Annotated in this window: 15 protein-coding genes; 4 read left to right on the top strand and 11 right to left on the bottom strand. The window is 59.8% G+C overall.

Annotation, left to right across the window (positions count from 1 at the left end):
• Nucleotides 1-90 precede the first annotated feature (90 nt).
• On the top strand, nt 91-489 hold the full coding sequence (locus ACOYXJ_RS03740; protein ID WP_150792471.1) for a YbaY family lipoprotein: 399 nt from the start codon (nt 91-93) through the stop codon (nt 487-489).
• A 40-nt stretch (nt 490-529) separates the two neighbouring features.
• Nucleotides 530-1,219, top strand: coding sequence for a DUF4197 domain-containing protein (locus ACOYXJ_RS03745; protein WP_016985113.1), 690 nt, complete (start codon nt 530-532; stop codon nt 1,217-1,219).
• Here the strand turns inward: ACOYXJ_RS03745 and ACOYXJ_RS03750 are convergent.
• From ACOYXJ_RS03750 to ACOYXJ_RS03760, 3 genes are all read right to left on the bottom strand, one after another.
• Nucleotides 1,216-2,607, bottom strand: a complete 1,392-nt coding sequence (locus ACOYXJ_RS03750) for a Fic family protein (RefSeq protein WP_460373082.1) — start codon at nt 2,605-2,607, stop codon at nt 1,216-1,218. The two genes, ACOYXJ_RS03745 and ACOYXJ_RS03750, sit on opposite strands and share 4 nt — an antisense overlap.
• 1,205 nt (nt 2,608-3,812) lie before the next feature.
• Entirely contained in the window at nt 3,813-6,881 is a 3,069-nt protein-coding gene (locus ACOYXJ_RS03755; RefSeq protein ID WP_460367958.1) for an efflux RND transporter permease subunit, read from the bottom strand.
• Between the two features lie 6 nt (nt 6,882-6,887).
• The gene (locus ACOYXJ_RS03760; protein WP_460367960.1) at nt 6,888-7,988 is read right to left on the bottom strand and encodes an efflux RND transporter periplasmic adaptor subunit; all 1,101 of its coding nucleotides are present in this window, start codon (nt 7,986-7,988) and stop codon (nt 6,888-6,890) included.
• A gap of 94 nt (nt 7,989-8,082) precedes the next feature.
• Between ACOYXJ_RS03760 and ACOYXJ_RS03765 the strand changes: the two genes are divergently transcribed.
• Nucleotides 8,083-8,718 (top strand): TetR/AcrR family transcriptional regulator, encoded by a 636-nt coding sequence (locus ACOYXJ_RS03765; protein WP_150792468.1) that lies wholly within the window; start codon nt 8,083-8,085, stop codon nt 8,716-8,718.
• Between the two features lie 108 nt (nt 8,719-8,826).
• Here the strand turns inward: ACOYXJ_RS03765 and ACOYXJ_RS03770 are convergent, their stop codons facing one another.
• Complete coding sequence (locus ACOYXJ_RS03770; protein WP_460367963.1) at nt 8,827-9,609, bottom strand: class I SAM-dependent methyltransferase; 783 nt, start codon at nt 9,607-9,609, stop codon at nt 8,827-8,829.
• Between the two features lie 92 nt (nt 9,610-9,701).
• Between ACOYXJ_RS03770 and ACOYXJ_RS03775 the strand changes: the two genes are divergently transcribed.
• Nucleotides 9,702-10,322: an energy transducer TonB gene (locus ACOYXJ_RS03775; protein ID WP_460367965.1), complete on the top strand. Its 621-nt coding sequence runs from the start codon at nt 9,702-9,704 to the stop codon at nt 10,320-10,322.
• A gap of 3 nt (nt 10,323-10,325) precedes the next feature.
• Here the strand turns inward: ACOYXJ_RS03775 and ACOYXJ_RS03780 are convergent, their stop codons facing one another.
• From ACOYXJ_RS03780 to ppc, 7 genes are all read right to left on the bottom strand, one after another.
• Nucleotides 10,326-11,018, bottom strand: a complete 693-nt coding sequence (locus ACOYXJ_RS03780; RefSeq protein ID WP_460367967.1) for an extensin-like domain-containing protein — start codon at nt 11,016-11,018, stop codon at nt 10,326-10,328.
• Nucleotides 11,019-11,020: 2 nt separating this feature from the next.
• Entirely contained in the window at nt 11,021-11,842 is an 822-nt protein-coding gene (locus tag ACOYXJ_RS03785) for an isocitrate lyase/PEP mutase family protein (RefSeq protein WP_460367969.1), read from the bottom strand.
• Nucleotides 11,843-11,874: 32 nt separating this feature from the next.
• The gene (locus ACOYXJ_RS03790) at nt 11,875-12,735 is read right to left on the bottom strand and encodes a DUF72 domain-containing protein (RefSeq protein WP_460367971.1); all 861 of its coding nucleotides are present in this window, start codon (nt 12,733-12,735) and stop codon (nt 11,875-11,877) included.
• On the bottom strand, nt 12,735-13,046 hold the full coding sequence (locus tag ACOYXJ_RS03795) for a hypothetical protein (RefSeq protein WP_460367973.1): 312 nt from the start codon (nt 13,044-13,046) through the stop codon (nt 12,735-12,737). Before ACOYXJ_RS03795 ends, ACOYXJ_RS03790 begins: the two co-directional genes overlap by 1 nt.
• Nucleotides 13,047-13,280: 234 nt before the next feature.
• Nucleotides 13,281-13,955 (bottom strand): tRNA (adenosine(37)-N6)-threonylcarbamoyltransferase complex dimerization subunit type 1 TsaB, encoded by a 675-nt coding sequence (gene tsaB, locus ACOYXJ_RS03800; protein ID WP_038357838.1) that lies wholly within the window; start codon nt 13,953-13,955, stop codon nt 13,281-13,283.
• Between the two features lie 93 nt (nt 13,956-14,048).
• Complete coding sequence (gene adk / locus ACOYXJ_RS03805) at nt 14,049-14,699, bottom strand: adenylate kinase (protein WP_008078383.1); 651 nt, start codon at nt 14,697-14,699, stop codon at nt 14,049-14,051.
• A 299-nt stretch (nt 14,700-14,998) separates the two neighbouring features.
• The gene (gene ppc, locus ACOYXJ_RS03810; RefSeq protein WP_460367975.1) at nt 14,999-17,629 is read right to left on the bottom strand and encodes a phosphoenolpyruvate carboxylase; all 2,631 of its coding nucleotides are present in this window, start codon (nt 17,627-17,629) and stop codon (nt 14,999-15,001) included.
• Nucleotides 17,630-17,797 lie beyond the last annotated feature (168 nt).

Genomic DNA, 17,797 nt, shown 5'->3' on the forward strand with positions numbered 1-17,797 from the left:
TCGCGAAGGCGGAGTGTCAGTCGACATCTCAGTGACTGAAATACCGCCTTCGCGAGCAGGCTCGCTCCCACACTGATAGGAGAATTCCCGATGAAAAAACTCACCCTGCTCGCCGCCGCCACACTGCTCAGCGCCTGCCAATCGACCACTCCTGCCGGCAAGGTCGGCCTCGACGGTGAAGTGTTCTACCTGCAGCGCATCGCCCTGCCACCGAGCGCAACCCTCAGCGTCAGCCTGCAGGACGTTTCGCTGGCCGATGCGCCAGCCGTGGTGCTGGACGAGCAGAAAGGCCCGATCAAAGGCCAGGTGCCGCTGCCCTTCCACTTGAGCTACGATCCGACGCAGGTCAAACCCGGCCATCGTTACTCGGTCAGCGCGCGCATTGAAGTCAACGGCGAACTGATGTTCATCACCACCGAGAACCACGCAGTGCAACTCGACGGCAACGACCCGCAGCCGCTGAAAATCCGCGTCGACGCCGTTCGTTAATTCATTTTCCGCAGCCCTTTTCCGCAACAAGGAAGCCGCCATGCTCCGCCCTACCCTCCGCTTCGCCGGCCTCTGTGCAGGCCTGATGATCTCCGCCAGCGCGCTGGCCCTGTCGCTCAGTGACCTGTCACAAAAAGACGCGACCGGCGGCCTCAAGGATGCCCTGACCCAGGGCGCCCAAATTGCCGTCAAACAACTGGGCACCCCCGGCGGCTTCAGCAACAACCCGGACGTGAAGATCGAACTGCCGGGCAAACTCGGCAAAGCCGCGAGCAAAATGAAAGCCTTCGGCATGGGCGCTCAGGTTGAAGAACTGGAAACCGCGATGAACAAAGCGGCGGAAAGCGCTGTAACTCAAGCCCAGCCAATCCTCGTCGACGCCGTGAAAAAAATGAGCGTGGAAGACGCCAAAGGCATCCTCAGCGGCGGCAAGGACTCGGCCACGCAATACCTCGACAAATCCAGCCGCGAACAGATCCGCGCCAAGTTCCTGCCAATCGTCAAGCAAGCGACCGACAAGGTTGGCGTAGCGCAGAAGTACAACTCGTTCGCGGGCCAGGCTGCTGCGTTTGGTGTTGTCGATGCGAAGAGCGCCAACGTTGAAAACTACGTGACCGAGCAAGCGCTCAATGGCTTGTTCGAGATGATCGGCAAACAGGAAGAAACCATCCGCCAGAACCCGGCCGCTGCGGCGACCAGTCTGGCGAAGAAGGTGTTCGGCACGCTCTAAGCTGTCACAACATGGGGGCGAAGGAATTCGCTCCCGTGCTTCCATCCACCTACAGGATTACGGAAAAAGAACACCCACTCCCGCCCCATCTTCCTCCGTTCAAAAACTCGTAACTCATCTAATCCGTCTAGTGCCGACGCCGCCTCGCTATAAGAGCAAGCAAAATTCTCAGCCACATTGCTCGCGGTGAACTCCTTCGCCACTCCGTTTTTGGCCACCTCGTACAACTCGCGTTGTTTTTCCGTGAGTTGATCAAAGAAGCCGCAATTCTTCAGCCTGCGCTCGAACTCTTCGGTGCACCCCACACTCTTGCGGTAAACATCGGTAAACCCGAGCACCGCTCGCTGGATCACCGAACACTGGAATTCGATGAAGTACGTCAGATCCAACTCATCCGCCTCGGTATGCAGGTATGAACGTCCATATTTCACCGGTGCATTACGCAGTAACAAACTGATCGCTATGTAGCGAAACGCCGCAAACTCGTTCTTGAACATGAACCAGTAAAACAACGCCCTGGCGACCCGCCCGTTACCGTCGCGGAAGGGATGTTCGTAGCCCAAGGCAAAATGCAGCGTGATCGCCTTGATCAGTGGATGCAGGTAGCTCGTCTCTTGCGGTGAGCCTTCGGGCAGATTGATCCAGTGCGACAGTCGCTCAAGCCGCGACACCAATCCTGCTGCAGGTGGCGGCCGGTGCACCGTGTCGCCCGCCCCGTCCTGAACGACCACCTCGTCATTGGCCCTGAACACCCCAGGGGAATACTGCTCGTCATCGATACCCTCGACCCCCACCCGATGAATCGCCGCAATCAACTCCACGCTCATGGGTTCGTAACGCCTCTCCCAGGCGAAATTCATCATCCGGTAATTACCCATCACCATGCGTTCATCCGGAGTGCGGGGCTGGCGCTGCTGCTTGAGCATGTCCTTGGCTACGCGCGTAGTCGTCGCAGCGCCTTCCAGCTGACTGCTGGCGATGGCTTCATCTTCGATCAAATCGTTAAGCAGATAACTGAAATGCGCCCGCTCGCCGATCTGGCTGGTCATATATTCCAGCGCCGCAGTACTGGCCTGTCGATCCACGATGGAGATGGTTTTCTGTGCCAACGGCGTCAACAGATACTTGCCCCACTGCACAGGCTCGCCCAGTGGCAGAAGGTTAATGTGCTGGGCAGCCCGTGCCTTCTTGACCAAGGCCCAACAGAGCTTGGCATCCAGCCCTGGCGCCCAGCGATAACGCAACGCTTCAAATGGCAGATAACGACCTTGATCATCGAGCGGCTTGAGCAGCGCAAGATAGTCAGCCAGACGCTGCCGATGGGGCGGGCGCGCCAACAAATCGAACACCTGGTCGGATCGGCCTTTCAATGCTGGCGGCTTTTTCATCAAGACAAACTCAGGAAAGCTGTAAAGCAGAGGCTGGAGTACAACATCCGAGGCAATCTGGCTCAAGATCAGAGGCTTCTGAAAAAGATGTAGGAAGTGGCGCAGGTAAAGCGGGCTATGGGTCGTCAGCTAGAGACTGGTCGGCGATCAGGTTCGCACACAGTTGAACTGAGTACACCTGCAAAAAACAGGTCGGCTGTCAGGCCGCCTTCGCGAGCAGGCTCGCTCCTACAGTTGAACTGAGTACACCTGCAAAAAACAGGTCGGCTGTCAGGCCGCCTTCGCGAGCAGGCTCACTCCTACAGTTGAACTGAGTACACCTGCAAAAAACAGGTCGGCTGTCAGGCCGCCTTCGCGAGCAGGCTCGCTCCCACAGTTGAACTGAGTACACCTGCAGAAAACAGGTCGGCTGTCAGGCCGCCATCGCGAGCAGGCTCACTCCTACAGTTGAACTGAGTACACCTGCAAAAAACAGGTCAGCTGTCAGGCCGCCTTCGCGAGCAGGCTCGCTCCCACAGTTAAATTGAGTACACCTGCAGAAAACAGGTCGGCTGTCAGGCCGCCTTCGCGAGCAGGCTCGCTCCTACAGTTGAACTGAGTACACCTGCAAAAAACAGGTCGGCTGTCAGGCCGCCTTCGCGAGCAGGCTCGCTCCCACAGTTAAATTGAGTACACCTGCAGAAAACAGGTCGGCTGTCAGGCCGCCTTCGCGAGCAGGCTCGCTCCCACAGTTAAATTGAGTACACCTGCAGAAAACAGGTCGGCTGTCAGGCCGCCTTCGCGAGCAGGCTCGCTCCCACAGAAGAGCAAAGCAAAGCCATGCCTACCACCCGCTCCTCACCACTCAACAGGATGAGCGTTAGCTCGGCTGCAGCTTTTGATCTTAGAGCCCGTCGGCAGGCTGAGTGGAGGGATTGATCCGGGGGTGGGAGCGCAGCGACCGTTCGACGAAGTCGAACACATCGAGAGGAGGTGCAGCGAAGCAAACCGTAGGCGATGCCCCCGGATCGATCCCGGAGCGAAGGAACCCCGAGCCCCAGCGAGCGGGCCGAACGTCAGGGCAAAGACCTTTGGTTCCTTTGGGGCGTTTGCCAAAGGGACTCGCTGTAAGAGCGAAACCGCCAGCGGCAGCACCCACAAAAACGGATATACACCCAAAACCCCAAGAACATGGTCGGCCCGAAGGCCGCCACGTCACAAAACAATCAAGCGTCCCTACGCACCCGGAACCAAGCCGCATACAACGCCGGCAAAAACAACAGCGTCAACGCAGTCGCAACAATCAACCCACCCATGATCGCCACCGCCATCGGCCCGAAAAACACACTCCGCGACAACGGAATCATCGCCAATACCGCCGCCAAAGCCGTCAACACAATCGGCCTGAAGCGTCGAACCGTAGCCTCGATAATCGCCTGCCAAGGCCTAAGCCCCGAAGCAATATCCTGCTCAATCTGATCCACCAGAATCACCGAATTACGCATGATCATCCCGGACAACGCAATCGTCCCCAACATCGCCACAAACCCGAACGGCTGACGGAACACCATCAAAAACAGCACCACCCCGATCAACCCCAACGGCGCCGTCAGAAACACCATCGCCGTACGCGAAAAACTGCGCAACTGCACCATCAACAGCGTCAGCACCACGACAATGAACATCGGCACCCCGGCATTCACCGACTTCTGCCCACGCTCGGAATCCTCCACCGTGCCGCCGACATCCAACAGATAACCATCGGGCAACTCGGCACGAATCGAATCCAGCGTCGGCATGATCTGCTTCACTAACGTCGCCGGCTGCTCCTTGCCATAAATATCGGCGCGCACGGTCACGTTCGGCAGCCGATTGCGATGCCAGATAATCCCCTCCTCAAAGCCATATTCCAGCGTGGCAATTTGCGACAACGCCACACTGCGGCCGTTATCCGTCGGCACCGCCAGACTCGGCAACAACGACAACTCGGTACGCTCATGCACCGTGCCGCGCAGCAGGATCTCGATCAATTCATTGTCTTCGCGGTACTGGCTGACACTCGAACCGGTCAACGAACTCTGCAGGAATTTCGCCAGATTGGCGGTGCTCACACCCAACGCCCGGGCACGATCCTGATCAATGTTCAGGTACACGACCTTGCTCGGCTCTTCCCAATCCAGATGCACATTGACCACATGCGGATTCTCGCGAACCTTGGCCGCCACCTTGCGCGCCAACGCGCGGACTTCCTCGATGTGTTCACCAGTGACGCGGAACTGCACCGGATAGCCAACCGGCGGGCCGTTTTCCAAGCGCGTAACCCGCGAACGCAATGCCGGGAACTGCTCGTTAAGCGTTTCAATCAACCAGCTGCGCAGCGCCTCACGCTCTTCGATGGTTTTCGCCAACACCACAAACTGCGCGAAGCTCGCCGCCGGTAACTGCTGATCGAGCGGCAGATAGAAACGCGGCGATCCGGTGCCAACATAAGCCACGTAATTATCAATACCGGCGTGATCCTTGAGCAGCGCCTCAAGCCGTTTCACCTCACCAGTGGTATTGGCCAGCGACGCGCCTTCAGCCAGCTTCAGATCGACCATCAACTCCAGTCGATTCGAGGCCGGGAAAAACTGCTGCGGAACGAAGCGGAACAACATCACCGAGGCAATAAACAGCCCGACTGTCAGCACGATCACGGTCTTGCGGTGCGCCACACACCACTCCACCAAGCGCCGAACGCGCTGATAAAACGGCGTGCCATACGGATCAGCCTGACCATCGGCGGTACCGTGTTTGGCCGCATGAATTTTCGCCAGATCCGGCAGGAGTTTTTCCCCCAGATATGGCACAAACACCACCGCTGCCACCCAGGACGCGAGCAACGCGATGGTCACTACCTGAAAGATCGACCGGGTGTATTCGCCGGTGCCGGACTGCGCCGTGGCAATCGGCAAGAACCCGGCGGCAGTGATCAACGTACCGGTGAGCATTGGGAATGCGGTGCTGGTCCAGGCATAACTCGCCGCGCGGATGCGATCAAAGCCCTGCTCCATTTTGATCGCCATCATTTCCACAGCAATGATCGCGTCGTCCACCAGCAAACCCAACGCCAGCACCAACGCGCCAAGAGAGATCTTGTGCAGGCCGATGCCGAGGTAATACATGCAGGCGAAGGTCATCGCCAGCACCAGCGGAATGGTCAGCGCCACGACCATGCCGGTACGCACGCCGAGGGAGAAGAAGCTCACCAGCAAGACAATCGCCAACGCTTCGACCAGTACCTGAACAAACTCGCCGACCCCGGTTTTCACCGCCGCCGGTTGATCGGAAACCTTGCGCAGTTGCATGCCGGCCGGGAGGTTTTTCTGGATACGCGAGAACTCGCCTTCCAGCGCTTTGCCGAGCACCAGAATGTCGCCGCCATCCTTCATCGCCACCGCCAGACCAATCGCATCTTCGCCCATGAAGCGCATGCGCGGCGCCGGTGGATCGTTGAAACCGCGACGAACGTCGGCCACATCGGAGATGCGGAACGTACGATCGCCGACGCGGATCGGGAAGTTTTTTATCTCCTCGACCGTCTGAAAATTCCCCGAGACCCGAAGCTGCAAGCGCTCGCTACCGGTTTCAAAGAACCCGGCGGTCGACACCGCGTTCTGCTCTTGCAGCGCTTGTTGCACTGCCGCCAGCGGCAAGCCAAGGGTCGCCAGCTTGACGTTGGACAGCTCGACCCAGATTTTCTCGTCCTGCAAACCGAGCAGGTCGACCTTGCCGACATCCTTGACCCGTTGCAGCTGGATCTGGATGCGATCGGCGTAATCCTTGAGCACCGCGTAATCGAAACCGTCGCCGGTCAGCGCATAGATATTGCCGAACGTGGTGCCGAACTCATCGTTGAAAAATGGCCCCTGAATGTCGGGCGGCAAGGTCTGGCGAATATCGCTGACCTTCTTGCGCACCTGATACCAGAGGTCGGGGATTTGCTTTGAATGCATCGAGTCGCGGGCAATGAACGTGACTTGCGATTCACCTGGGCGCGAGAACGACACGATGCGCTCGTATTCGCCGGTTTCCATCAGTTTCTTTTCAATGCGTTCGGTGACCTGACGCGAGACTTCCTGTGCGGTCGCCCCCGGCCAGCGGGTCTGGATGACCATGGCCTTGAAAGTGAACGGCGGGTCTTCACTCTGGCCGAGTTTGGTGTAGGACAGCGCACCGACGATCGCCAGCAAAAGCATCAGGAACAGTACGATCTGGCGATTACGCAGCGCCCATTCGGAAAGGTTGAAGCGCATCGGGGCTTACTCCTTGTCCGCCAGATTGACCACACGGTTGGAGCGATCCACCGGACGCACTTGCTGCCCTTCGAGCAACACATGCACGCCAGCAGCCACCACCCAGTCGCTGGCGTTCAAGCCTTCGAGCACCGGCACGCTTTTTTCGCCGAACGGGCCGATGCGCACCGGGGTTTTCTTCAAGGTGTTGTTGCCGTTGACGACCCAGACGTAGGTCGCGCCGTTTTCGGCAGTGAGTGCCGAGAGCGGCACCGACAGTGACACGGCATCGGCCGACTGCACAAACACCCGGGCGCTCTGGCCAAGTTCAGCCGGGACTTTGCCGCTGGTGAAGGAAATACGTGCAGCAAAGGTGCGTGAGCGTGGATCGGCGGCGGGCGACAGTTCGCGGATCTGTCCGGCGAAGCGCTGGTTCTGTTGGGTCCACAGTTCGACGGTCACAGGCTGGCCAACCTTGAAGCGCCCGAAGCTCTGCTCCGGCAGGCTGATCAGCACTTCGCGTTCGCCATCGGTGGCGAGGGTAAACACGGTTTGCCCGGCGGCGACCACCTGGCCCACCTCGACCGAACGCTTGGCCACCACGCCATCCTGCGGCGCACGCAACACGGCGTAACTGGCCTGATTGGTCGATACGTTGAATTCGGCTTTGATTTGTTTAAGGCGGGCTTCACCGGAACGGTAAAGGTTTTCGGCATTGTCGTAAGCCGAGCGGCTGACCATCTGCCGATCCATCAGGGTCTTGTAGCGATCACGTTCGGCGCGGACCAGATTGAGATTGGCTTCGGCGGCAGCCACTTGGGCGCGGGTGGCTTCCAGTTGCAGGCGCACGTCCTGCGGATCGAGTTCGGCGAGTGGCTGATCAGCCTTCACGCGCTGACCTTCATCGACCAGTCGTCGGCTGACTTTGCCGCCAATGCGGAAGGCCAGATCGGGTTCATAGCGGGCGCGCACCTCGCCCGGATAACTTTCCATCGCCTGCGCCGAAGGCTCTGGCTGCACCACCATGGCCGGTCGCACGGTGACTTGCGTCGCCTCTTCCTGACCACACGCTGACAAAAGGAACGCCAGACTCACTGGCAACGCGAGGGACAACGCATGGCGGAACATGGTGACGGACCTTTCGCTAATGGTGCTTGGAATAATTATACTGGCGGGTATGTTATTAATAGCAAACTCACCAGTCCAGTATTAAAAGCGAAGAATGTCGAACAATCTTTCAGCTCCAAACGGTCCGGGCCGCCCCAAGGATCTGGCCAAGCGCCAGGCAATCCTCGACGCGGCGAAAATTCTGTTTCTGAGTCATGGCTACGCCAACACCAGCATGGACGCGGTCGCCAGCGAAGCCGGCGTGTCGAAGCTGACGGTCTACAGCCATTTCAACGACAAGGAGACGCTGTTCTCCGCTGCCGTGGTTGCCAAATGCGAGGAGCAATTACCGCCATTGTTCTTCGAATTGCCCGAAGGCATCGCTGTGGAAAATGTGTTGCTGAACATTGCGCGAGGCTTTCATCACCTGATCAACAGTGATGAGTCGGTGAACTTGCACCGTTTGATCATGGCGCTGGGCAGTCAGGATCCGAAGCTGTCGCTGATCTTCTTCGAGGCGGGTCCGCAGCGCATGGTGCAAGGGATGGAGCGGTTGTTGACGCGCATTCACGAAACCGGCGCGCTGAGCATCGATCTGCCGCGCAATGCCGCCGAGCATTTCTTCTGCCTGATCAAGGGTGCGGGGAATTTTCGTTTGTTGTATGGCTGTGGGGAGCCGTTGAGCGAAGAGGCTGCGGAGAGCCATATTGAGGAAGTGGTGGCTTTGTTTATGCGTGCCTATCGGCCCTGACAGCTTTGCGGTGTCTGGGCGGGCGCTTTCGCGAGCAGGCTCGCTCCCACAGTTGAAATGCATTCCAAGGTGGGAGCGAGCCTGCTCGCGAATAGCAGCGACTCGGTCTTAGGGTTTTAGCGCTTTCTTGGGGTAGATGTCATAGCGGCTCGATTTGCCATCCAGCGCATGACTCGGCTTCGGCCCCGCAATGCACGGTGCCTTGCGCGGCCGCTTGACTACCACCCGGTGCGTCGCTAATGCCAAAGCAGCCTGCAACAGCGCAGGCGCATCCGGATCATCGCCCACCAACGGCCGGAACAGACGCATTTCCTTCTTCACCAGCGCGGTCTTCTCACGATGCGGAAACATCGGATCAAGGTAGATCACCTGCGGCGGCTCCCCTTCCCAATTCTGCATCACCTCGATGGAATTGCCCTTGAGCAACTTCATCCGCGCCACAATCGGCGCCACATCGAAATCTTCCGCAGCACGCGCCAGACCATCTTCCAGCAGCGCACCAATCAATGGCTGGCGCTCGATCAGGCTCATTTCGCAACCGAGGCTGGCCAGCACAAAAGCATCCTTACCCAGCCCCGCCGTGGCATCCAGCACGCGCGGACGCACGCCTTGGGCGATGCCGACAGCCTTGGCGATCATCTGCCCGCTGCCGCCGCCGTATAGCCGACGATGCGCCGCGCCGCCTTCAACGAAGTCGACCCGCACCGGCCCCGGTGCATCCGGGCCGAGCTGTTGCAGTTGCAAACCCTGTTCGCCAACCTGCAAGGCGAACTCACCGTCTGCCACCTCGCGCGGCAGACCGAGACGCTCGGCCCACTGCGCAGCTTGCGCTTCAAACGTCGCGCCGAGGGGTTCGACATGGATGCGGCAGGCCGCAGGTTGCTCGATCATGGAAAACACGCTCAAAAATTCAAGGAGCGGCAAAAACCGCCGATAACTCATTCAACGCGCATTTTGCCAGAGCTGAGCGTCAACCGAAAAAAATGTCAGGCATTCTTCCCACATCGATTGGCTACATCTCGCCCCACGGCGACTTTAGCCGTCACAACACTCAAGCACTGAGCGGCGTCAGTCACCTGTGGCAGGATTTCTTTGCCCAAGCGATGGCCGAACAGACGAGTGAAGTGGTGCCTGCCTGCGGCACGTTTCCGCCGGTTGACCTGAACAGCCCTGAAGAACCGACCATCGGCAGCGAGCTGCACGCGCACATCATCAGCCAGCGCGAATGCGATGTAGTGGAAACCGAAGTGCGTCCGCCAGAGCCGCTGTTCCTGCCGATCGCCGAATTCGAAATGGACTTGCTGGACAAACCATTCCCGCCGTTCCCGCCAGAAGAACTGAAAGCTCAGCAAGAGCAACAGGATTTCGACAGCAGCTGGGTGCGCCCGGTGGTGATCAACAATGGTCAGCCCGTTCCAGAGCCTGGCCCGGCCCCGCAGAAGAAACCGCTGTACCTGCCGATTGCCGAGTTCGACCTGGATCTGCTGCAAAAGCCTTATCCGCCGTTCCCGCCGGAAGAAATCGTCGAGCAACAGAAAGCGCTGGACTTCGATAACGGCTGGGCGCGCCCGATCGTTCTGCAGAACCTGCGCCTCGCCGCTTAAACCTCAGCGACACACGCTCCAGCGCCCGACATCGACATGAAAGTGATTGCGGTGGGCGGCGTTGTAATCCGGACTCAACACCACACTGAACGCCTCGCAGGCACCATCGCGCAGCTGACGCAGAAACTGCGCGTGCTGATTTTGCTTGGGCCAGTCCTTGAGCACGCTGACCGTGCGGCCATCGGTCAGGCGAAACCCGGCAATGTCCAGCGCATCAGCACTGGCGTGGCGGCTTAGCGCACCACTTTCGCGATTGTAGACATTGCGGCAGGCGAAGCTGCCGAGGTGATCGAGGCGCACAACCTTCTGCCCGTAAACAGACTGCGCGGCGGGTTGCAGGGTGTGGTGTTCAAACATCGCGTAGGCGACCGCCAGCGGACAACTGGCGAGGAAGCTGCTGCTCAGCGCCACCTCACCGCCCTGTACGCGCAACACGCCGATCAGTGGACACTTGGCGTCGGGGCTGTCGGATTGCCGCGTGACGCTCAGATCAGAGCTGCTCAAGGCTTGGGCGCAGAGTTCAGGGTCACTGCGCAAGCGCATCAGCTTGTAGCCGGTCAGCCAGTTGGGCGCAGCTTTGACGTCCAGTGGCGCCCATGGATTCCATGGCGGCGGCACGTTTAGCCAACCGCGCCAGACACTGACCGCAGCGCCGCCAATCATCAGCAGCACCAACCAGAATATCCACCGCCCCATGTTCAGCCTTTGAAAAACTGGTTGGCTTTGGCGTACGGCATCGACTGCGAGGTAAAGCCGAACGTGCCGGATTGCTGGATCTCTTCAGCGGCACGAAAGAACTCGCCGAATGCTGCCAACGCCAATGCCGAGCCGGTGCTGATCCGCCGCACACCCATTTCCTGCAGTTCCTGCACGGTCAGTTTCAAACCGCCGGACATCAACACATTGACCGGTTTCGGCGCCACCGCGCGCACCACTGCCAGCACTTCTTCGGCACTGCGCAAACCTGGCGCGTACAACACGTCAGCACCGGCCTCGGCGAAGGCCTGCAAGCGGCAAATGGTGTCGTTGATGTCGGGATTACCGTGCAGATAATTTTCCGCGCGTGCAGTCAGGATGAAGGGGAATGGCAGCGTGCGCACGGCTGCGACGGCGGCTTCGATACGTGCCACAGCGTGTTCGAAGCAATAGATCGGCGCATCCACGCGGCCCGTCGCGTCTTCGATCGAACCGCCGACCGCGCCCGCCTCGGCTGCGCGCAGCAGGCTCTTGGCACACTCCGCCGGGTCATCGGCAAAGCCGTTTTCCAGATCCACCGCCACGGGTAAATCAGTCGCGGCGACAATCGCGCGGACATTGGCCAGCGTCTCGTCGAGGCTTAACGCACCATCGGCCTTGCCTTGGGAAAACGCATAACCGGCGCTGGTGGTTGCCAAGGCCTGATAGCCGAGACTGGCGAGCATTTTCGCCGAGCCTGCATCCCACGGATTGGGAATGACGAAAATCCCCGGACGTTCATGCAGGGCTTTGAAGGCGTGTGCTTTAACGGCTTGGGCATCCATCGGCAGGCTCCTGGGCAGGATAAAAATCCGCTTCAGAGCAGGCCAAGTTGCTCCGCGGCGGGTTCTCTGTATAGCTCAGGCAGCGCTGGCAGGCCAGGCAAACGTTGCATCAGTTGTGCATGAAAACGTTGCGCCAGCTTCGCCGCAAGGAGGTTGTCGGCGGTGTGCAGAAAGATATACGGCGCGCGGCCCTCTTCGATCCATTCGGCGATTTTCGCCACCCACGGCACCAGGAACGAGTCGTTGGCTTCCAGCTCGGGGTGACCGATAAAGCGCACCTGCGGGAACTGGGTGAACGCCGCCGGGCGCGTCGGCACGCGTGGCTTTTTCGATTGTGCGTGGATCACCGAGGACTCGGTCGACAGGCAGCTGAACAGCGCACGCGGGTCGAGACAGATGCGTTCAACGCCACGATCCAGCAACAGGCGATTGAGCAAGCGTTCGCTCTCGCCCTTGGCGAAGAACTGTTCATGACGCACTTCCACTGCCAACGGGCAATCCAGCGCATCGATGAATGCCGCCAGTTCCGGCAATCGGTGTGGCGTGAAGCTCTTCGACAATTGCAGCCACATTGGCGAGACGCGCTCACCGAGCGGTTTGAGTAATTGCAGGAAGGTTTCGGCGGCGATCAGTTGCTCGCGCAAGTCACCGCTGTGGCTGATGTCGCCGGGGAATTTGGCGGTGAAGCGAAAGTGTTCGGGCATGACCTCGGCCCAACGCTGCACCGTGGCGGGCGATGGGCTGGCATAAAAGGTCGTGTTGCCTTCAACGGCGTTGAACACTTGCGAATAGAGACTGAGGAAGTCAGAAGTTTTTGCGTCTACCGGGTACAGATACTCGCGCCAGGCGTTTTCGCTCCAGGACGGGCAGCCGAGGTAGTAAGGCAGAACCATCAGATGTACAGATCGAGGCCCAGCACGTCTGCATCCCAATCGACAAAACCGGCGGTACTCAGGTAGCTGGCCAAGGCCATCGCTACGCTTTTTTTCATCGCACGGTGGTAGATCATGTCTTGTTGGCGGGCGGGCAGATTGCTCAGGCGTTGCGCGGCAGCTTTGGCGGCAGCACGGGCAGCCAGTTGCTCTTCAGTCGGAAATTCGATCTCACCGTCGATATCGTCGACGGACTCATCCACAGTCACATTGCCTTTACGAGGCTTGCGCTTGATGGGGTAGGACTGAGAGGAAAGGCCGTCTATACGCATAAATTCATGCTCGGTATCGATGATGGCAATTTAGCGGCACTTGACCGACTTAGCAAACCGCCGAGTGATAACTAGAACACATAAAGCGCAAAAGGTTTTAAACGCGGGGTTAGAAACTGACGATTGGTGTCGTCGGCAGAAAGCTATTCGCGAGCAGGCTCGCTCCCACAAGGACGGCGCTGTACCTGTGGGAGCGAGCCTGCTCGCGAAAGGGGCAATTCGGTATCGAGTGAATCAGCGGGCTTTCGGGGTGGCGACTTTATCGCGCAGGTAAACCGGTTGCGCGTCATCCGCCGGGATCGACTCGCCGCGTTCCCAGGCAAAACGCGCCAGCGTCAGCAGGTCTTCGGCGTGGGGCAGCATGCCGGCGTCGGAGCCGCTCAGATTGACCGCGATACGCTCGCCATAACCCCAACCGGTGCCAGCACCGAACCAGTCGCCACTGGCATCGGCCGGCAGCGCTGCGACTTCCGGCGGCAACACCGCTTCGGCACCAACCAGACGCATCTCCCCCGCCGTCTCGCGGTAGCAGCCCCAATACACTTCATCCATCCGCGCATCGATGGCCGCCGCGACCTGGCTCACACCGTGCTCACGCAACGCTCGCTGCGCCAGCACTGCGAGGTTGGACACCGGCAACACCGGGCGATCCAGCGCGAACGCCAGACCCTGGACCACACCAATGGCGATCCGCACACCGGTAAACGCACCCGGCCCGCGACCGAAAGCAATCGCATCGACCGCTTGCAACGTGGTGCCGGCGTCGGCCAACAATTGCTGGATCATCGGCAACAGCTTCTGCGCGTGCAGGCGTGGGATCACCTCGTAATGGCTCGTGACCTTGCCGTCATGCAGCAAGGCAACGGAGCAAGCTTCAGTCGCGGTGTCCAGGGCCAGCAAGGTGCTCATCGATGTTTCCAAAACAAGGGTGGGAAAAAGTGCGTCAGTATAAACAACTACGGCCCGCAAGCGGGCCGTGGATGATGCTGCGGTTCAGACTTTTCAGCTCAGCGCGGCCAGCACCTTGGCGGTGATCGCATCGACCGAACCAACGCCCGGGATGTGGCTGTACTTCGGCTTGCCAGCGTTTTTGGCGGACAGGCTCTGATAGAACTCCACCAGCGGCTTGGTCTGCGAGTGGTAGACCGACAGGCGATGACGCACGGTTTCTTCGGTGTCGTCCTTGCGCTGTACCAGCTCTTCGCCAGTGATGTCGTCTTTGCCCGCGATTTTCGGCGGGTTGTAGACGATGTGGTAAACGCGGCCGCTGGCTTCGTGAACACGACGGCCGGCGATGCGTTGAACGATTTCTTCGTCTTCAACAGCGATTTCAACCACTGCATCCAGCTCGACGCCGGCAGTTACCAACGCTTCAGCCTGCGGAATGGTGCGCGGGAAGCCGTCGAACAGGAAACCATTGGCGCAGTCAGGCTGAGCGATACGGTCCTGAACCAGTGCGATGATCAGGTCATCCGACACCAGGCCGCCGGCATCCATGATGCTCTTGGCTTGAACGCCCAGTGGAGTGCCAGCCTTGACCGCGGCACGCAGCATGTCGCCGGTGGAGATTTGCGGAATGCCGAATTTTTCAGTGATGAACTTAGCCTGAGTACCTTTACCGGCCCCGGGAGCTCCCAGCAGAATGACGCGCATTAGATGTGCTCCTCAATTTTTTTATAAAAAGCTTTTACAAAACAAAGGATTCGCCGCTTGGGACGAATCCTGAAAATACGGGTCGTGGCCGCACAAACGGCCAAAGGCTGATCAAGATACACAGCAGGCTGCGCCCACACAAGACGCCAAAAGTCGGAGAAACCGACGCCCCCCGCGACCTTGCGACGCGGTAACCCAAGTCGCAACCCCATCATTAACTGTCGCCTGACGGCACTTTCCGTCGTCAGGCAACGCGGCATCCGGTGAGTGTTCCGGGGGCCGCGTGCCCGGATAAAACATTAGCCGGTATTTCGCAAACCGGCGGCAATCCCCGCCACAGACACCAGCAACGCCTGTTCCACCGGGCTGCCCTGCTCGACATCCTGTTGCCGCGAGCGGGCCAGCAGTTCGGCCTGCAATAGATGCAGCGGGTCGAGGTAGGTGTTGCGCAGACGGATGAATTCGAGGGTGTCGGGGCTATGTGCCAGCAGCTGCGACTGGCCAGTCAGGCCGAGCACCACTGCGCACGCCTGCGACAATAGGTCGCGTAACTGCGCGCCCAACGGCAGCAGATCCGGCTCGACCAGACGTTGATCGTAGGACAGCGCGATATCCGCGTCAGCCTTGGCCAGGACCATTTCGAGCATGTCGATACGGGTGCGGAAGAACGGCCACTGCTCGCGCATCTGCCCGAGCAACTCGCCTTCGCCACGCTCCAGCGCTTTGCTCAGCGCCGACTCCCAACCCAGCCACGCTGGCAGCATCAACCGCGTTTGCGTCCAGCCGAAGATCCACGGGATCGCCCGCAGGCTTTCGATACCGCCGGCCCGGCGTTTGGCGGGGCGACTGCCGAGCGGCAAACGACCCAATTCCTGCTCCGGTGTGGACTGACGGAAGTACTCGACGAACTGCGGATTTTCCCGCACGACCTGGCGATAAGCGCTGACACCGTCAGCGGCCAATTCATCCATCAGATGACGCCATTCCGGTGTCGGCGGTGGTGGCGGCAGCAATGTCGCTTCAAGCACCGCCGCCAGATACAGATTAAGGTTTTGCTCGGCAATGTCTGGCAGGCCGAATTTGAATCGAATCATTTCGCCCTGTTCGGTGGTGCGGAAACGCCCGGCCACCGAACCCGGTGGCTGCGACAGAATCGCCGCGTGCGCCGGGCCACCGCCACGCCCTACGGTGCCGCCACGACCGTGGAACAGCAGCAGTTCGACTTGTTGCTCGCGGCAAATTTCCACCAAGCGTTCCTGCGCACGATACTGCGCCCACGCCGCTGCCGTGGTGCCGGCGTCCTTGGCCGAGTCGGAATAACCGATCATCACTTCCTGTGGGCCTTGCAGCCGTGCGCGGTAGCCCGGCAACAGTAACAGCCGCTCCATCACCGGCCCGGCGTTGTCGAGGTCGGCGAGGGTTTCGAACAGCGGCACCACACGCATCGGCCGCAACACGCCGGACTCTTTGAGCAGCAGTTGCACGGCAAGCACATCGGAGGCGGCGCCGGCCATGGAGATCACGTAGGAGCCGAGCGAAGCGCCCGGTGCTGCGGCAATTTCCTTGCAGGTGTTGAGCACTTCGGCGGTATCAGCAGAAGGCTTGAAATGCGCCGGCAGCAATGGCCGACGATTGCTCAATTCGCGGGTCAGGAAGGTGATGCGCTGCTCTTCATCCCAGTCTTCATAGCGACCGAGACCGAGGTAATCAGTGATTTCAGTCATCGCCGAACTGTGCCGCGAGGAATCCTGCCGCACATCGAGGCGCACGAGGAACAGGCCGAAGGTCACCGCACGACGCAAGCAATCGAGCAACGGGCCGTCTGCAATCACGCCCATGCCGCATTCGTGCAGCGAGTTGAAACACAGCTCCAGCGGATCAAGCAGATCGCGGTTGTTGTGCAGCACATCGGCCGGCGCCGGGGTTGGCGCAGTCAGCGCAGCGTGTGCCCAGTTGCGCGTCGCGCGCAGGCGTTCGCGCAATTGTTTGAGCACCGCGCGATACGGCTCGGCGCTGTCACCGGCCTTGGCCTTCAGGGCATCGCTGGCCTGCTGCATCGACAGTTCGGCCGCCAGGTGATCAACATCGCGCAGGTACAAATCGGCAGCCATCCAGCGCGCCAGCAGCAGCACTTCGCGGGTCACCGCGGCGGTGACGTTGGGGTTGCCGTCACGGTCGCCGCCCATCCACGACGCGAAGCGAATCGGTGCCGCTTCCAAGGGCAGACGCAGGCCGGTCGCTTCATGCAACGCCTTGTCGGCCTTGCGCATATGGTTGGGGATTGCTTGCCACAGCGAATGTTCGATCACCGCGAAACCCCACTTGGCTTCGTCGACTGGCGTCGGTCGTGTGCGGCGGATTTCTTCGGTGTGCCAGGCTTCAGCGATCAACCGTTGCAGAGTGTTTTGAATCTGTTCGCGTTCGGCGCTGGTCAGGTCGCGATGATCCTGCGCAGCGAGTTGCCCGGCGATCGCGTCGTACTTCTGAATCAGCGTGCGTCGCGCGACTTCGGTCGGGTGCGCGGTCAGCACCAGTTCGATTTCCAGTCGCGACAGCTGACGTGCCAGCGATTCGGCGCTGTGGCCTTCGTTACGCAAACGGGCGAGCAACTCAGGCAGCACGCGGGACTCGAACGGCGCCGGCTGCGACTCTTCGCGCCGATGGATCAACTGGTACTGCTCGGCGATGTTCGCCAGGTTGAGAAACTGGTTGAACGCCCGCGCCACCGGGAGCAATTCGTCTTCGCTCAATTGATTGAGGCTGGCGCTCAGTTCGGCGTCCATCGAACCACGCCGATCGGCCTTGGCGCCCTTGCGGATCTGCTCGATCTTGTCGAGGAAGGCCTCGCCGTATTGATCTCGAATGGTGTTGCCCAGCAGCTCTCCGAGCAGGTGAACGTCTTCGCGCAAGCGTGCATCAATATCGGTCATCAGCAATTCCCCAGCAGTAATCCGGACGGCTTAGAAACAAGTGCATGACCTAGAGAGTGCCGCTCTACGACGCTTCTTACAAGCAGCCGACCAAGGGACTTTAAACCTTACTGACAAAAGCTAGTCTCAACAGTAAGCCGTACAACGGCTTGCCGCCGGCGCTGCCGG

This window comes from Pseudomonas sp. Tul2A7 (assembly GCF_054790505.1).

What these genes read in the sequence shown, in the direction of transcription:
- ACOYXJ_RS03740 (WP_150792471.1), top strand. Translation starts at nt 91, where the DNA reads ATGAAAAAACTCACCCTGCTCGCCGCCGCCACACTGCTCAGCGCCTGC.
- ACOYXJ_RS03745 (WP_016985113.1), top strand. Translation starts at nt 530, where the DNA reads ATGCTCCGCCCTACCCTCCGCTTCGCCGGCCTCTGTGCAGGCCTGATG.
- ACOYXJ_RS03750 (WP_460373082.1), bottom strand. Translation starts at nt 2,607, where the DNA reads ATGAAAAAGCCGCCAGCATTGAAAGGCCGATCCGACCAGGTGTTCGAT.
- ACOYXJ_RS03755 (WP_460367958.1), bottom strand. Translation starts at nt 6,881, where the DNA reads ATGCGCTTCAACCTTTCCGAATGGGCGCTGCGTAATCGCCAGATCGTA.
- ACOYXJ_RS03760 (WP_460367960.1), bottom strand. Translation starts at nt 7,988, where the DNA reads ATGTTCCGCCATGCGTTGTCCCTCGCGTTGCCAGTGAGTCTGGCGTTC.
- ACOYXJ_RS03765 (WP_150792468.1), top strand. Translation starts at nt 8,083, where the DNA reads ATGTCGAACAATCTTTCAGCTCCAAACGGTCCGGGCCGCCCCAAGGAT.
- ACOYXJ_RS03770 (WP_460367963.1), bottom strand. Translation starts at nt 9,609, where the DNA reads ATGATCGAGCAACCTGCGGCCTGCCGCATCCATGTCGAACCCCTCGGC.
- ACOYXJ_RS03775 (WP_460367965.1), top strand. Translation starts at nt 9,702, where the DNA reads ATGTCAGGCATTCTTCCCACATCGATTGGCTACATCTCGCCCCACGGC.
- ACOYXJ_RS03780 (WP_460367967.1), bottom strand. Translation starts at nt 11,018, where the DNA reads ATGGGGCGGTGGATATTCTGGTTGGTGCTGCTGATGATTGGCGGCGCT.
- ACOYXJ_RS03785 (WP_460367969.1), bottom strand. Translation starts at nt 11,842, where the DNA reads ATGGATGCCCAAGCCGTTAAAGCACACGCCTTCAAAGCCCTGCATGAA.
- ACOYXJ_RS03790 (WP_460367971.1), bottom strand. Translation starts at nt 12,735, where the DNA reads ATGGTTCTGCCTTACTACCTCGGCTGCCCGTCCTGGAGCGAAAACGCC.
- ACOYXJ_RS03795 (WP_460367973.1), bottom strand. Translation starts at nt 13,046, where the DNA reads ATGCGTATAGACGGCCTTTCCTCTCAGTCCTACCCCATCAAGCGCAAG.
- tsaB (WP_038357838.1), bottom strand. Translation starts at nt 13,955, where the DNA reads ATGAGCACCTTGCTGGCCCTGGACACCGCGACTGAAGCTTGCTCCGTT.
- adk (WP_008078383.1), bottom strand. Translation starts at nt 14,699, where the DNA reads ATGCGCGTCATTCTGCTGGGAGCTCCCGGGGCCGGTAAAGGTACTCAG.
- ppc (WP_460367975.1), bottom strand. Translation starts at nt 17,629, where the DNA reads ATGACCGATATTGATGCACGCTTGCGCGAAGACGTTCACCTGCTCGGA.